This window comes from Mesorhizobium sp. P170090 (genome assembly GCF_057786115.1).
Genome location: NZ_JBYNWH010000001.1, coordinates 2,620,176 through 2,633,825, shown reverse-complemented (window position 1 = coordinate 2,633,825; position 13,650 = coordinate 2,620,176). Strand labels below are relative to the sequence as shown.

General features: G+C 61.9%; 15 protein-coding genes. 10 read left to right on the top strand and 5 right to left on the bottom strand.

Annotated features, from left to right (window positions below; all coding sequences use genetic code 11):
* Positions 1-142 precede the first annotated feature (142 nt).
* From AC3EML_RS12385 to AC3EML_RS12360, 6 genes are all read left to right on the top strand, one after another.
* On the top strand, positions 143-1,117 hold the full coding sequence (locus AC3EML_RS12385; protein ID WP_023740654.1) for an ABC transporter substrate-binding protein: 975 nt from the start codon (positions 143-145) through the stop codon (positions 1,115-1,117).
* A gap of 70 nt (positions 1,118-1,187) precedes the next feature.
* Positions 1,188-2,267: a quaternary amine ABC transporter ATP-binding protein gene (locus AC3EML_RS12380; RefSeq protein WP_352521248.1), complete on the top strand. Its 1,080-nt coding sequence runs from the start codon at positions 1,188-1,190 to the stop codon at positions 2,265-2,267.
* Entirely contained in the window at positions 2,264-4,243 is a 1,980-nt protein-coding gene (locus AC3EML_RS12375) for an ABC transporter permease (RefSeq protein WP_352521247.1), read from the top strand. Before AC3EML_RS12380 ends, AC3EML_RS12375 begins: the two co-directional genes overlap by 4 nt.
* Before the next feature lie 7 nt (positions 4,244-4,250).
* The gene (locus AC3EML_RS12370; RefSeq protein ID WP_352500548.1) at positions 4,251-5,051 is read left to right on the top strand and encodes a hypothetical protein; all 801 of its coding nucleotides are present in this window, start codon (positions 4,251-4,253) and stop codon (positions 5,049-5,051) included.
* Positions 5,052-5,055: 4 nt separating this feature from the next.
* Positions 5,056-5,193 carry a hypothetical protein gene (locus AC3EML_RS12365; RefSeq protein WP_023726364.1) on the top strand — a complete coding sequence of 46 codons (138 nt, stop codon included), beginning with the start codon at positions 5,056-5,058 and terminating at the stop codon, positions 5,191-5,193.
* A 154-nt stretch (positions 5,194-5,347) separates the two neighbouring features.
* Positions 5,348-6,142: a hypothetical protein gene (locus AC3EML_RS12360; RefSeq protein ID WP_352521246.1), complete on the top strand. Its 795-nt coding sequence runs from the start codon at positions 5,348-5,350 to the stop codon at positions 6,140-6,142.
* Positions 6,143-6,183: 41 nt separating this feature from the next.
* Here the strand turns inward: AC3EML_RS12360 and AC3EML_RS12355 are convergent, their stop codons facing one another.
* Positions 6,184-7,542, bottom strand: a complete 1,359-nt coding sequence (locus AC3EML_RS12355; protein WP_352521245.1) for a trimethylamine monooxygenase — start codon at positions 7,540-7,542, stop codon at positions 6,184-6,186.
* A 269-nt stretch (positions 7,543-7,811) separates the two neighbouring features.
* Between AC3EML_RS12355 and AC3EML_RS12350 the strand changes: the two genes are divergently transcribed.
* A complete protein-coding gene (locus tag AC3EML_RS12350) occupies positions 7,812-8,525 on the top strand; it encodes a helix-turn-helix domain-containing protein (protein WP_352521244.1) in 714 nt (237 codons plus the stop codon).
* A 165-nt stretch (positions 8,526-8,690) separates the two neighbouring features.
* Here AC3EML_RS12350 and AC3EML_RS12345 read toward each other — a convergent pair whose 3' ends face one another.
* From AC3EML_RS12345 to AC3EML_RS12330, 4 genes are read right to left on the bottom strand one after another with little or no spacing between them, the layout of a single operon-like run.
* Entirely contained in the window at positions 8,691-9,731 is a 1,041-nt protein-coding gene (locus AC3EML_RS12345) for a heme-dependent oxidative N-demethylase family protein (RefSeq protein WP_023819018.1), read from the bottom strand.
* 9 nt (positions 9,732-9,740) lie between these two features.
* Entirely contained in the window at positions 9,741-10,706 is a 966-nt protein-coding gene (locus tag AC3EML_RS12340) for a PDR/VanB family oxidoreductase (RefSeq protein WP_352460075.1), read from the bottom strand.
* The gene (locus AC3EML_RS12335) at positions 10,703-11,299 is read right to left on the bottom strand and encodes a dimethylamine monooxygenase subunit DmmA family protein (protein WP_352521243.1); all 597 of its coding nucleotides are present in this window, start codon (positions 11,297-11,299) and stop codon (positions 10,703-10,705) included. The genes AC3EML_RS12340 and AC3EML_RS12335 overlap by 4 nt, the downstream gene beginning before the upstream one ends.
* A gap of 42 nt (positions 11,300-11,341) precedes the next feature.
* Entirely contained in the window at positions 11,342-12,475 is a 1,134-nt protein-coding gene (locus AC3EML_RS12330; protein WP_352521242.1) for an aminomethyl transferase family protein, read from the bottom strand.
* 184 nt (positions 12,476-12,659) lie between these two features.
* Here AC3EML_RS12330 and AC3EML_RS12325 point away from each other — a divergent pair, with 184 nt between their 5' ends.
* From AC3EML_RS12325 to AC3EML_RS12315, 3 genes are read left to right on the top strand one after another with little or no spacing between them, the layout of a single operon-like run.
* Entirely contained in the window at positions 12,660-13,049 is a 390-nt protein-coding gene (locus tag AC3EML_RS12325; RefSeq protein ID WP_352521241.1) for a hypothetical protein, read from the top strand.
* Between the two features lie 28 nt (positions 13,050-13,077).
* Positions 13,078-13,455, top strand: a complete 378-nt coding sequence (locus tag AC3EML_RS12320; RefSeq protein WP_023668545.1) for a hypothetical protein — start codon at positions 13,078-13,080, stop codon at positions 13,453-13,455.
* A gap of 27 nt (positions 13,456-13,482) precedes the next feature.
* A complete protein-coding gene (locus tag AC3EML_RS12315; protein ID WP_023668546.1) occupies positions 13,483-13,644 on the top strand; it encodes a hypothetical protein in 162 nt (53 codons plus the stop codon).
* The last annotated feature ends 6 nt before the right edge of the window (positions 13,645-13,650 follow it).

Sequence of the window (13,650 nt, the reverse complement as noted above, 5' to 3'; positions counted from 1 at the left end):
TTTCGCCTGCGCAAGTTGCGGCCGCGGCAATGGCATGGTGCGAACGAACTTGCGCAACGACCCGCCTTTCCAACACAATCAAGAAAAGACGCAAGAAGGGAACGGTCAAGAAATTTCCACATGGTTTGACAGGAGAACAAGCATGTCATTTCGCAGTGTGATTTCGAACCTATCAATGGGAGCCCTTGCACTTGCCGCCGCAAGTGCGCTTACATCACCGGTCCACGCAGCAGCACCCGAATCCAACGACCCGATCAAGATCGCGCTCTTCGACTGGACCAGCGTCAACCTCAACGCCAAGATCCTTGGCGGTATCCTCGAAAAGCTCGGCTATACCGTCGAATATCCGACCGCCGACTACCTCTCCAGCCTGACCACCGGTCTCACCAATGGCGACCTCGATGTCGGCCTGGAGTTCTGGGACACGACGGCCGGCGAGGCGATGAAGGCTTCAGACGCCACCGGCCAGACCGAGCGGCTGGGCAAGCTCGGGCCGAAGGCCAAGGAGGAATGGTGGTTTCCCGAATATATGAAGGAGAAATGCCCCGGCCTGCCCAATTGGGAAGCGCTGAAGGACCCGAAATGCGCCGAGGCGTTCTCGACAGCGGAGACGGCGCCGAAGGGCCGCTATCTCGGCGGCCCGGTAACCTGGGAGGGTTTTGACGACGAGCGCGTCGAGGCGCTGAAGCTGCCCTTCACCGTCATCCATGCCGGCACCGACGCGGCGATGTTCGCCGAGTTGGACTCGGCCTATCAGCGCAAGGCGCCGATCATGCTGTGGATCTATTCGCCGCACTGGGCGCCGGCCAAGTACAAGGGCGAGTGGGTTGAATTCCCGGAGTATACGCCCGAATGCTACACCGATCCGAAATGGGGCACCAACCCGGATGCCAAATATGATTGCGGCAAGCCGCATGGCGAGATCTGGAAATACTCCTGGTCCGGCATGAAGGACAAATGGCCGATCGCCTACAAGGTGGCCAAGGCCTACACGATCGACACCGATGAGCTCAACAAGATGAGCGGCGAGATCGATCTTGGCGGCAAGACGCCGGAAGACGTCGCCGCCGCCTGGATCGCTGCCCACGAAGCCGACTGGAAAGCCTGGGCGCAGTGATCGCCTGACTGGAAGCCGGACCCGGCCCTAGCGGCCGGGTCTTATCTCCATTTTCCAGAAGGACCATTGGATGACGGAAGCGACTGAACCGCAGGCAGTTGGCACGCCAAAGGATGCGCGGCCGATAAAGCTTGCTTGCCGCAATGTCTGGAAACTGTTCGGATCGAACGCGGCCAGCTTCATCCGCGAGCGTGACGGCAAGGCCAGCATGGCCGATGTCGCTGCCGCAGGACTGGTGGGTGCGGTGCGCGCCGTCGATCTCGAAATACGCCAGGGCGAGATCTTCATCATCATGGGGCTATCCGGCTCCGGCAAGTCGACGCTGGTGCGCTGCATGTCGCGGCTGGTCGAGCCGACCCACGGCAAGGTCGAATTCGAAGGCAACGACCTGCTCAAGATTTCCGATGCGGCGCTGATCGAACTGCGGCGTCATCGCATGGGTATGGTGTTCCAGAATTTTGCGCTGCTGCCGCATCTTAACGTGCTCGACAACATTGCCTTTCCCCTGAGCATCCAGGGCCAGGACCGACCGACGCGCGAAGCGAGAGCGCGGGAGGTGATCGATCTCGTGGGCTTACGCGGCCGCGAGCATTTCTATCCGCGCGAACTCTCCGGCGGCCAGCAGCAGCGCGTCGGCATTGCCCGCAGCCTCGCGACCAAGCCGGAGATCTGGTTCCTCGACGAGCCGTTCTCGGCGCTCGACCCGCTGATCCGCCGCGAGATGCAGGACGAGCTGATGCGGCTGCAGACCATGCTGCACAAGACCATCGTCTTCATCACCCATGATTTCGACGAGGCGATCAGGCTCGCCGACCGCATCGCCATCATGAAGGATGGCGAGGTCATCCAGATCGGCACGCCGGAACAGCTGGTAGTCAATCCGGCGACCGACTATGTCGCCGAGTTCACTAGAGACGTCGACCGCGCCAAGGTGATTTCGGCGCGCAGCCTGATGCGTGCCTGCGATGGCGCCGAACATGGCGGCACGGTTTCGCCCGACGCCAGGATCGCCAGCTTCTCGGCCAGCATCGTCGCTTCGGGAAAACCGTTCGCGGTGGTCAACGGCAGCGGCAAGCCGATCGGCGAGGTGACGCCGCAAGCCGTGATCGGACTGCTGGCCGGCATCGACAAGCAAAGAGCTGGCGCATGACGGTCACGGCAAGCGCCAGCCAATCGAGGCCGCCGGTTCAGCGCTGGCTGCTGGTCTGGGCGCTGGCGCTGGCCGCCGTGCTGGTGGTATTCCTGCTGCAGGAGAGGCTGCCATGGGCGGTCGACTATCCGGCCGATGCGGTCGTTCCCGTCGCCGACTGGGTCAGTGCGCTGATGCGCTGGATCAAGTCGAACTTGTCCTGGCTGACCCGCTCGATCACCGCGGTGCTCGGCGTTCCCCTCGATTTCGCGCTCGACCTGCTGGCCAAGAATTTCAAGATTGGTCACGGTGCCGATGCCTATTTCCTGCCGCGCCTGTCCTGGATCGGCGTCTGCGTAGCCGCCTTCATCGCCGGGCACGCCGTGGGCGGTAGAAAACTCGGCCTACTGGTCGGCGGCTGCTTCCTCTACACCGCGCTGTTCGGCCAATGGACCAGCGCCATGCTGACACTGGCACTGATTTCCATCGCCGTGCCCTTCTGCATCGTCACCGGCCTGTTCGCCGGCATCTGGGCGTGGCGCAAGCCATGGGCCGAGCGGCTGATCATCTCCCCAGCGCTTGATCTGATGCAGACCATCCCGACCTTCGCCTATCTCATCCCGATGCTGCTTCTGTTCGGCAACAGCCCGGTCTCGGCGATGATCGCCACCGCCATCTTCGCCACGCCGCCGATGGTGCGGGCAACGATGCTGGGTCTGTCGCGGGTGCCCTCCGAGATCGACGATTTCTCAGAGATGGCCGGCTGCACGGCGCGGCAGAAATTGTGGCGCGTGCTGCTGCCGTCGGCGCGGCCGACACTGATGATCGGCGTCAACCAGGTGATCATGCTGGCGCTGAACATGGTGATCATCGCCTCGATGATCGGCGCCGGCGGCCTCGGCTATGATGTGCTGCTGGCGCTGCGTGCGCTGAAGGTCGGCGAAGCGATGGAAGCCGGGCTCGCCATTGTGGCGCTCGCAATCGCGCTCGACCGGCTGAGCCAGGCGATCGCGCATAAGCAGGCAAAAGGCCACGTTCAACGGCAGGCGAACCAGAGCGTTTGGCGGCGCTATCCCAATCTGTCGCTGGCCATCGCCATCCTGGTCGTGACGACGCTGCTCGGCCTGTTCGTACCGGCCTTCGCGGCGGTGCCGAAGGCGATCACCTTCACCACCGCGCCATTGTGGAAGGCGGCGGTGAGCTGGGTGACGATCAACTTCTTCGACGTGATCGAAGCGTTTCGCGTGGCGCTCATCCTCAATGTACTGAACCCGCTGCGCGCCTTCTGCGAAGGCTTTCCGTGGCTCGGCGCGGTGGCCCTGCTCGGCCTCGCCGGCTACCAGCTCGGTGGCCTGCGTCTCGCCGCCCTCGTCGCGGCGCTGACCGCATTCTGCGCCGTCACCGGCCTGTGGGAAAAGACCATGGCGACGGTTTATCTCTGCGGCATCTCGGCCTTCATCGCTTGCCTGATCGGCATCCCGATTGGCCTGATGGCCGCGCGCAGCGACCGCTTCGAAAAGATCGTCACGCCCATCATCGACACGCTGCAGGTGCTGCCGTCCTTCTGCTTCATCATTCCCGTGGTGATGCTGTTCCGGGTCGGCGACGTCACCGCCATGATCGCAACGGTGGCCTTCGCCGTGGTGCCGGCGATCCGTTACACCAATCACGGCATCCGGCAGGTGCCGCCGGCGCTGATCGAGGCGGCGAAGGTTTCCGGCTGCACGCCGCGCCAGACCTTCTTTCGGGTACAATTGCCACTGGCGCTTCCCGAAATCATGCTCGGCGTCAACCAGACGATCCTGATGGCGCTGGCGATGATCATCATCTGCGCCATGGTCGGCACACGCGACCTCGGCCAGGAAGTCTTCATCGCGCTGTCCAAGGCCGATTCCGGACGCGGCATTGTCGCGGGTCTCGCCATCGCTTTCATCGGCATCGTCGCAGACCGGCTGTTCAATGCCTGGACGGCGAAGGCGCGGGCAAGACTAGGATAATTGTTGAATGTCCAATCCCGGCGAACCGCCTTTTGCCGTACTCGTCTTCGACATGGCCAAGACCGGCGAGCCGGACGGGGAGCACGTAGTTTCGGGGTTTGAGACGCTGGAGGCGGCGACGTCCTACGCCATTGCGCGGGTTCGCGCCTCGGTGGAGGAGTTGCGCGAGCCCGGCATCGCCACTGCAGAGCTTCGCCAGCTCTGGCACCTCTATGGCGAAGACTGTTCGGTGCTGAACGCCGGAGTGGGCGGCAGCGATCTACTCGACGATTTCATTGCGACGCCGTCGATGCCGGCCGAATGCAACTGGCAAGTTCTCGCGCCAAGGCTGCGCCGCTTCCGCGCCTCGCTGCTGATCTCCAACGGCAACAACGAATCCGTCTGGGCGGGCGGCTTCTTTCGCTCGACCTACAGGCTGACGCGAGACGGCCTGCTCGAGCGCTTTGGCGACGACGCCATTGCCGCCTTCAAGGCCAAGGGGATCGAGCCGGCGGAGCCGACGAAGCTCATGGTCGCCAATTACTTCGAGCTTCCCGACCCGCCCTACCCGCCGCCAGGCGTGACGCTGCGATCCTGGAAGGTCGAGGTCGGTTTTGTCTGCCATGACGTGAAGTTCGGCGGCGACGCCGCCGGAATCTTCGCCTGGCCGCAAGAGCCCACCGACTGGGCGCTCAGAACCATGCAGTTCCTGCTGATGGCCGACATGATGGCCATGCGCGGCGATGGCCCCGACTGGGCCAACGACTGCGAGATACTAACCGCCAAGGTGACCGAGACGGAGGCGCCTCCCGACTATCCGCTGGATTGAAGTGATGATCATCACCTGCCCCGTGGCCGGCACACGCGATCTCGGCCAGGAAGTGTTGGTCGCACTGTCCAAAGTCGCGGCATTGTCGCGGGCTGGCAACAACCTGCCATCGACATCATCGCGGTCGGTCTTCGACCCCTGAGCCGCGAAAGCTCAAGCACGGCTCGGATAGACGGTTTCGCCTCTTCTGGAGTTCGCCTCTTCTGGAAATGGCAGGCCGCGCTCCAGCTCTTGACTTTGACGCATTTTCGCGCGGAAAGCTGCTTCATCCTCGACCAGCCTGAGCTTGCTGCCGAATGCCCGATCAGCGCGAACCGCCTTTTACTGTCGACGTCTTCGACATGGCCAAGACCGGCGAGCATGTGGTTTCGGGGTTTGAGACGTTGGATGCGGCTACGTCCTACGCGATTGCTCGGGTTCGCGCCTCGGTGGAAGAGCTGCGCAAGCCCGGCATCGCAGCAGCCGAGCTCCGGCGGCACTGGCATATCCATGGTGAGGATTGCACGGTGCTGAACGCCAATGTGCGCGGCAGCGATCTGCTTGACGATTTCATCGCGACGCCGGGGACACCGGCCGAATGCGACTGGCCGGCGCTGGCGCCACGACTGCGCCGTTTCTACGCCGCTGTGAACGTCTTCAACAACGACGGCAAATCTATCCGGGTCAGCGGCTTTTTCCGCGCGACCTACCGGTTATGGCACGCTGGCCTGCTCGCAAGATTTGGCGACGACGCCATCGCCTCCTTCAAAGCCAAAGGCATCACGCCGGCAGTGCCGACGAGAGTCTCGGTCGACCATCACTTCGAGCAGCCCGATCCGCCGCGCCCGCCGCCCAGCGATATCAGGCCGTTGCTGTCGTGGAAGGTGGAGATCGATTTCGGCTGCACCGATGTGAGGTTCGGCGCCAAAACCGACGGCGTCTTCGCCTGGCCCGAGGAGCCGACCGGCCGGGCACTCAACGACATGACACATCTGCTGATGGCTGACAGGCTGTCTATGTACGGCACCGGCCCGGAGGGCGCCTATTATAGCGAATTGGTGTGGGTCAAGGTGACGGAGACCGATGCGGCTCCCGACTACCCTCTGAATTGAAACCGGGCCGGTGCCGGCGCATTGTTTTGCATCACGCCGACCTATTCCGCCGCGACGCCCTTTACCTGAAGATAGCTTTCCATCGAGTCGTCCAGCGCCTGCAGCCAGGGCGTATGGTGCAATGGCGCCATGGTGCCGGTCATCAGCGAGCGGTAGGCGTGGTCGCGAAAGCTCATAATGTCTTCCGCCTTGTGGTGCTCCCATTCCATGAAGGTTTGGTTGACCGCCTCGACATCGAAACCGGGATAGTCGGTCTGGTCCATCAATTCCTTGGTGTAGTCGCCCTGGAACCAGATCATCTGCTCGGCGTCTTCCAGCGTCTCTTCGCGTGCCCGCCACTTGGCGCCGTGCTCGGCCATCGCCTGTACCGACGGCAGCTTGATACGGCCCATGATGACGTCGCGGGCGAACCAAGCCTGGGCGTCGAACATGTTGAAAGTGTAGAACTGGTCCTGCATGCCGATATAGGACAGTTTCGGGTTCTTCTCCCACACGACGCCCTCATAGAGCCCGTCCGGCCACATGCGATTGGCGGTCTTCAGTTTCAGCTCTTCCGTAAGGAACGGGAAGGAATGCAGGTAGCCGGTGCACAGGATGATGGCGTCGACATCTTTTGTGGTGCCGTCCTTGAAGTGCGCCGTCTTGCCGACGACCTTCTGCAGCAGCGGCACTTCCTTCCAGTTCTCCGGCCATTTGAACCCCATCGGTTTGGAGCGGTAGCTGGAAGTGATCGATTTGGCACCGTATTTGTAGCACTGCGAGCCGATGTCCTCGGCAGAATAGGAGCGGCCGATAATCAGTATGTCCTTGCCCTTGAACTCCATCGCGTCGCGGAAATCATGGCTGTGCAGGATGCGGCCGTTGAAGGTGGAAAAGCCCTCGAAATAGGGAACGTTGGGAACCGAGAAATGCCCTGAGGCGACGACGACATTGTCGAACTCTTCGGAGTAGGTGACGTCGTTTGAGCGGTCATGCGCGGTGACGGTGAATTTTCTCGTCTCGTCGGAGAAGGTGACCATGCGCACCGGGCTGTTGAAGCGCACCCATTTGCGCAGGCCTGATTTCTCGACGCGACCCTTGATGTAATCCCACAGAACCGCGCGCGGCGGGTAGGATCCGATCGGGCGGCCGAAATGCTCCTCGAACGTGTAGTCGGCGAATTCCAGGCATTCCTTCGGTCCGTTCGACCAGAGGTAGCGGTACATCGAGCCGTGGACGGGGTCGCCATGCTCGTCGAGGCCGGTGCGCCAGGTGTAGTTCCACAGGCCGCCCCAGTCCGACTGCTTTTCGAAGCAGACGATTTCGGGGATCTCGGCGCCCTTGTCGGCAGCCGACTTGAAGGCCCTGAGCTGGGCCAGACCGGATGGCCCCGCTCCAATGACGGCAACGCGCGTTTTCATGGCAGGCCTCCCGGTGTCATTCGATTTTTGGAATTGCTCTTACGAAACAAATTTCACTCACAGGACAGTAATTGCCTCTTGGATGCTGTCAACAGGCCTTGTGGCGAAACCGCGTTTCGCCCCAGCGGATTTCCGGAAAAACCGATGACGGCGCAAATCCGGTGCGGACACCATTCGACTTAACGGGCTTGCTGCGCGGTTGCGTTTCTGTATCGGCACCGAATATGTTCACCTGGAGTGAAATAAAGTCACAGGGATTCGGGGGCGAGATGGCGAAGACAAGTTCCGACTCCAAGACTGCTTCGACAAGGGCAAAGCCACTGGCAAAGGCCTCCGTGGACGGAAAACCCATCCGCGCGCCGCTGACGCAGAATCCGCACGCCATTCGCGACACCCGCGAAAAAGTGCTGGAGGTGGCGATCGGGCGCGAGGTGCGCGCCTTCCGCAAGAAGCTCGGCATTACCGTTGCCGATCTCGCCGTCGCCACTGACATTTCGCTGGGCATGCTGTCGAAGATCGAGAACGGCATCACCTCGCCGTCGCTGACCACACTGCAGGCGCTGTCGAGGGCGCTCGGCGTTCCCGTCACCGCCTTCTTCCGCCGATTCGAGGAAGAGCGCAGCGCCGTCTTCGTCAAGGCCGGCGAAGGCCTCGATGTCGAACGCCGCGGCACCCGCGCCGGCCATCAATACAATCTGCTCGGCCATATCGGCTCCAACACCAGCGGCGTCGTCGTCGAACCCTATCTGATCACACTGACCGAGCATTCGGATGTGTTCCCGACCTTCCAGCATGAGGGCATGGAATTCCTCTACATGCTGGAGGGCGAGGTGGTGTACCGGCACGGCAGCAACCTCTATCCGATGAAGCCGGGCGACAGCCTGTTCTTCGACGCCGATGCGCCGCATGGGCCGGAGCAGCTGACAAAACTGCCGATGCGGTATCTGTCGATCATTTGCTATCCGCAGAATAGCGCTGGGTAATCGGACCGCCGCAGCCCCCTCACCCGGATTGCCAAGGCCGAATTGCAAGAGCAATTCGGGGCAATCCGACCTCTCCCCGAGGGGAGAGGAGTCTGGCGTCAGCGCTGGCGATCTCTTCTCCGTTCGGGGAGAAGGTGGCCGCGCAGCGGCCGGATGAGGGGGCCTTTAGTCCGGCCCGAACCCCGGTGACGTCGCACTGCCATCATCCAGCTTCGACAGCCATTCGAGCAGCGTCGGCCGATACCGCGTCAGGCCCTTGTAGGTGGCCAACTCTTCGGGCAAATCACGGATCACACGATGCAGTCGCCTTGCCCATTTCGGCTGTGTCACCAGTTCGTCCATCTTGATGAGATAGCAGCGGATCGGGAAGACGATGCCGTTCGAGCGCGGCAGGCGCCAGAAGCTTTGCAGTTCGACGCGCAGATGCACCTTGTCGCCGACATTTTCGGGCGTCACCGTCGCGCGGTCCGGGCCCCATTTGTGGTAATTCTCCGGGCTGGTGTCGAGGCGCGGGTTTATGGTCATCGTCCAGTTGAGACGCCGCGCCGGCTTGCCCTGCTGGATGTTGGTGAGGAACTTCAGCGCCCTGACGAAAATCCCCTTCTCATGCGCCAGCGGCACCGGCGCGTGCCATTCGAAGAAATTCATGCCGATGTCGAAATCGAGCGACCAGTCGGCCTGAGTGGTGACCATGCCGGCGTCCATCCAAAGATTGCCGTCGCGCTGATCGAGAATGCAGAAATCACCCTGGCTCTGGCGGGTGATGTACTCCATCGGCCCGTAAGGCAGTGTCGAGGTGTCGCCGAAGGTGAAGGTGTCGTCGATGCCGAGCGGCCGGTTGATCCAGCGCCAGCGGTCGCCGTCGCGGGTCAGGGTGAAATGCTCGGGATAGCCAAGTGCCTGTTGCTCCATCAAAAGTTCGAGCAGGTCCCAGCCGGCCAGCGTCATATGCGGCAGCGACTGGCAGCGCAGCGGATCGTCGGCCAGCACCAGTGCACGGTCCTGCATCTCGGCGACATAGTGCTCGTCGACGTCGATCAGGTTTTCCAGAACGCTGCCCTTGGGGCCAACCACATGCGGCTCGATGTTGACCGCATACATGTAGGCGTCTTCGTGGAACGGGAACGGAAACCGCCTGATGTGTTCCGGGCTGTTCTTGAAGGTGAAATCGTCCCGAAACGTTTCCTTGCGAAAGGTGATGCCCAAGCTCGCCTCCTATCTTTCCAGGACCAGTGACTTGCCTTCGAAGCGCGACACGCACGGCATGATCTTGCAGCCGGAACGGTGGTCTTCCTCACTCAGCCAGTGGTCGTTGTGGATGAACTTGCCGTCATACGAGACGACGTTGGTCTCGCACTGGCCGCAGACACCGCCGCGGCAGAGATAGGGCGGATCGACGCCGGCGGCCTCGATGGCTTCGAGCAGGCTCTGCTGCTCGCCGACGCGGATGGTCTTGGCGCTGACGGCAAGTGTGACGTCGAACGGCAGGCCGGGCTGGGGTGCCGCGAAATGCTCGTAATGCACGGTCTCCGCCGGCCAGCCGAGAGCCGCGGCGCGCTCGCGCACCCAGTTGATCATGCCGGCCGGGCCGCAGACATAGAGATGGGTGCCGAGCGGCTGCGAGGACAAGAGACGGTCGAGTTCGATGCGCTCGCCGCGGTCGTCGTGATAGAGCCGGACGCGACGGCCATAGCGCTCCTGCAGCACATCGGCATAGGTGCCGAGCGAGGCGGTGCGGCAGGTGTAGTGCAGCTCGAAATTGCCGCCGGACCCGGCGAGCTGCGCGGTCTGCGCCATGAACGGCGTGATACCGATGCCGCCGGCAAGCATCAGATGCTTCTTTGCCCTGAGGTCGAGCGAGAACAGATTGACGGGGTAGCTGACCACCATCTCCAGGCCGGGCTTGACGCTCCGGTGCATGAACAACGAGCCGCCGCGGCCGACATCGTCGCGGCGCACCGAGATGGTGTATTCGCGGGTGTCGAGCGGCGATCCCATCAGCGAATAGGGATTGAGCCTTGTGCGGTCGCCATCGCGCATCTCGACCACGACATGGGCGCCGCCGGAAAAGGTCGGCAAAAGCTCACCGTCACGGCGGCGGAAATGGAAGCGCGTCACCAGTTCGTTGACCGGGACGACGTCGCTGACGACGACATCGAGCTTGGTGGTGCCGGCGCTCATGGGAAGACCTCCTCGATGGGAGGTATCTCCGAGCGATCCTCGGCATTTATGCAGACGCCCTGGAATGCGGCCAGCCGTCGCGAATAATGATCGCGCACCAGAAGCAGCAGGCCGCAATGCGCGCAGGTGGCCGGCTGCGTCGTCACATTTTCGGTGATGCCTTTGCAATGCACGCACTGCATGCGCCGCGCCAATGACCCGCGATGCTCGGTCTGCATGGAGGTATGATCGATGCCGGCTTCGAGCGCCACCTGCATGGCCTGGCCGATCAGCCCTTCGGTGCCGGCGAGATAGAGGCGCAGGCCCATATGCGCGTTGGCAAGCGTCTGCTTCAGCCGGGGCAGCAGGCTGGCGAAGGTTGGCGCGACATGAAATTGCGCGGACTTCAGTGCCTCAAGAGCGGCAACGTGCTTGCCGTCGGCCCCGGGAATGAAGACGATTTCGGCGCCGTCGAAGAAGCCGGGGGGCGACGTCCTTGCCATATCGACGATCGCCAGCGCGCCTTCCGCATCCGCCACGAAAAGATGATGCTTGCCGGGCTGCGGGGACAGGGTTCCGTAGATGGGCCGGCTGATGATCGTTTTGGCTGCCATTCTCTACTTCGTACCTCGAAACCCCTCGCTGTCGATTGTGCCTCAGCCTTTCGCCGTGCGCTTGGTCTTTTTGGGATCGTCGAAGGGCAGAGGCTGCGCCGTCGCCCTGATCGAACCGCTCTTGTTGCGGATCTCGAGCTTGGTGTCCTTGACCGCGCAGTCGACGTCGAGGCGGGCGATTCCCATCGATTTCTCGACCAGCGGCGAATACATGGCGCAGGTGACCACGCCCACCTTTTTGCCGTCGCGATAGACCGGCGCGCCCTCATCCGCGGGTTGCTTGCCGTCGAGCAGCACGCCATAGATCTTGAAGCGCTCCTTGCCCTTGAGGCGGTAATGCTCTTCGGCGCCACGAAAGCCGGTCTTGCCGGGGCTGACGGTGAAGTCGAGGCCGAGCTCCCACAGCGTGTCGCCGGGGCCTTCATTCTCGAACGGATATTTCTGCGAGTTGTCATAGGGATAAAACAGCAAATAACTTTCGACGCGCAGCATATCGAGCGTGGTGAAGCGGCACGGAATGATGCCGGCGCTCTTGCCCTCGTCGAGGATCCTGTCCCAGATCGTACCGGCCTCCTGACCGCGGCAGAATATCTCGTAGCCGCGCTCGCCGGTATAGCCGGTGCGCGAGATCATGACGGGAAAGCCGAACAGCTGCGTCTGCATATGATGGAAATAGTTGAGGTCGCGAATGCCCGGCACATGCTTTGAGAGATAGTCGACCGCGGTCGGCCCCTGCAGCGACAGGTCGTGCAGATTGTCGTCGAAGCGCAGCGATACGTCGCGGCCGACGGAAGCGCGCTGCAATTCCTCATGGCCGGTGCCGGAGCCGTGCACCACCATCCAGGCGTTCGGCCCGGTGCGGTAGAGGATGCAGTCGTCGGTGAATTTGCCGGCCTCGTTCAGCATGCAGGCATAGGCCGACTTGCCGGGATAGATCTTCTCCACGTCGCGCGTCGTTGCCAGGTCGATAAGGTGTGAGGCGTGCGGCCCGGTGATGTGAACCTTCTTGAGGCCCGACACATCCATCAGCCCGGCCCTGGTTCGGATGGCGGTGTATTCCTCGTCGGCGTCCTTGTCGTAGGTCCAGGCGGTGCCCATGCCGCTCCAGTCTTCGAGCTTCGAGCCTAACGCGCGATGGCGATCCGCCAGGGTCGAAAATCTCCAGGATGCCGTCATCCTCAAATCCTCCGTTCGAAAATGCTATTGTGTTCCCGGCTCCCTGCGCGGAGGCGGAAGCATTTGGTTGAATTTGATCGCAAACGTCCTGATGCCGCAATACCCGCAAGCAAATAATTTCATTGTCAGGCAAAATTTACCGCTGGGGACAAACGGTTAACCCAACGTAAAATCGGCTTGACAATTGCTGGATTCGGCCCGAATTTATGAAAAAAATTTCACTCTGTTGAAAGAGGGCAGCGGGCGGCCAATTCGGGGTCGGGCGCTGGAAAAAGGGGAAAGACCGATGTCAGACCTGCCGCAGCGCATCGAAGCGCTGTACCGTTCCGACCTGCGCGGATCCGCGCTCCTGATCATCTGCCTTTGGGCGACGATCCTCTTCGTGCTTATCATGACATGGCCCTACATCCCGGACACCGGGATCAAGATCGTCGTCGCCATCGCTGCCGCCGCCGTGCTGATCTTCAATACGGCCGCCATCCTGGCGATGGTCAATCACTACAAGGAAGACAAGGACTTCATCTACGGTCTCGACATCAAGAACGCCGACGCGGCCCGCAACCGCAAGTCCTGAAAACAGAATGTCCTGAGGGGTAGAAGACATGTCGCGCTACACGCCGCCGGAACAAGGCAAGGCCGGGCAGATTTTCGATATCGTGGTCGTCGTGGTCGCCATTTTCGTGGCGCTGTGGCTGCCATTGAAACTCGGCCTGGCGGGTGCGGCGAAATCCATCGACGCGCTCGATGCCAAGACCTGGGAAGCGTTGGGACAGAACCCGACCATGGCCTCGATCTGGGAAAAGCTCGGCTATACGCCGGAGACCGCGCACGACATCATCCAGAACCGCTTCCACTACATCATCGACTGGCCGACGCTGATCATCATGGCGGCGGTGCTGATCGGCTATTTCGTCTTCCTGTTCCGCGCCTCCGACCGCGAATATCGCGACGTCATCAACGAAAAATTCGACGACAAGTAACGCCAGAGATTTTGGGGAAGCACGCTCATGTGGGTCGCACTCTCTTACGCATCGTGGGGCATCTCGGTCGTGCTTGCGCTGTGGATGCTCTACGACTGGTTCAAGATCGACACGACCTATTCCGAGGAGGTGCTGACTTCCTCGCGCGAAGGCGAGCTTGAAGCCGCTTCCGAAAAACACCGGATCTGAGTGGGG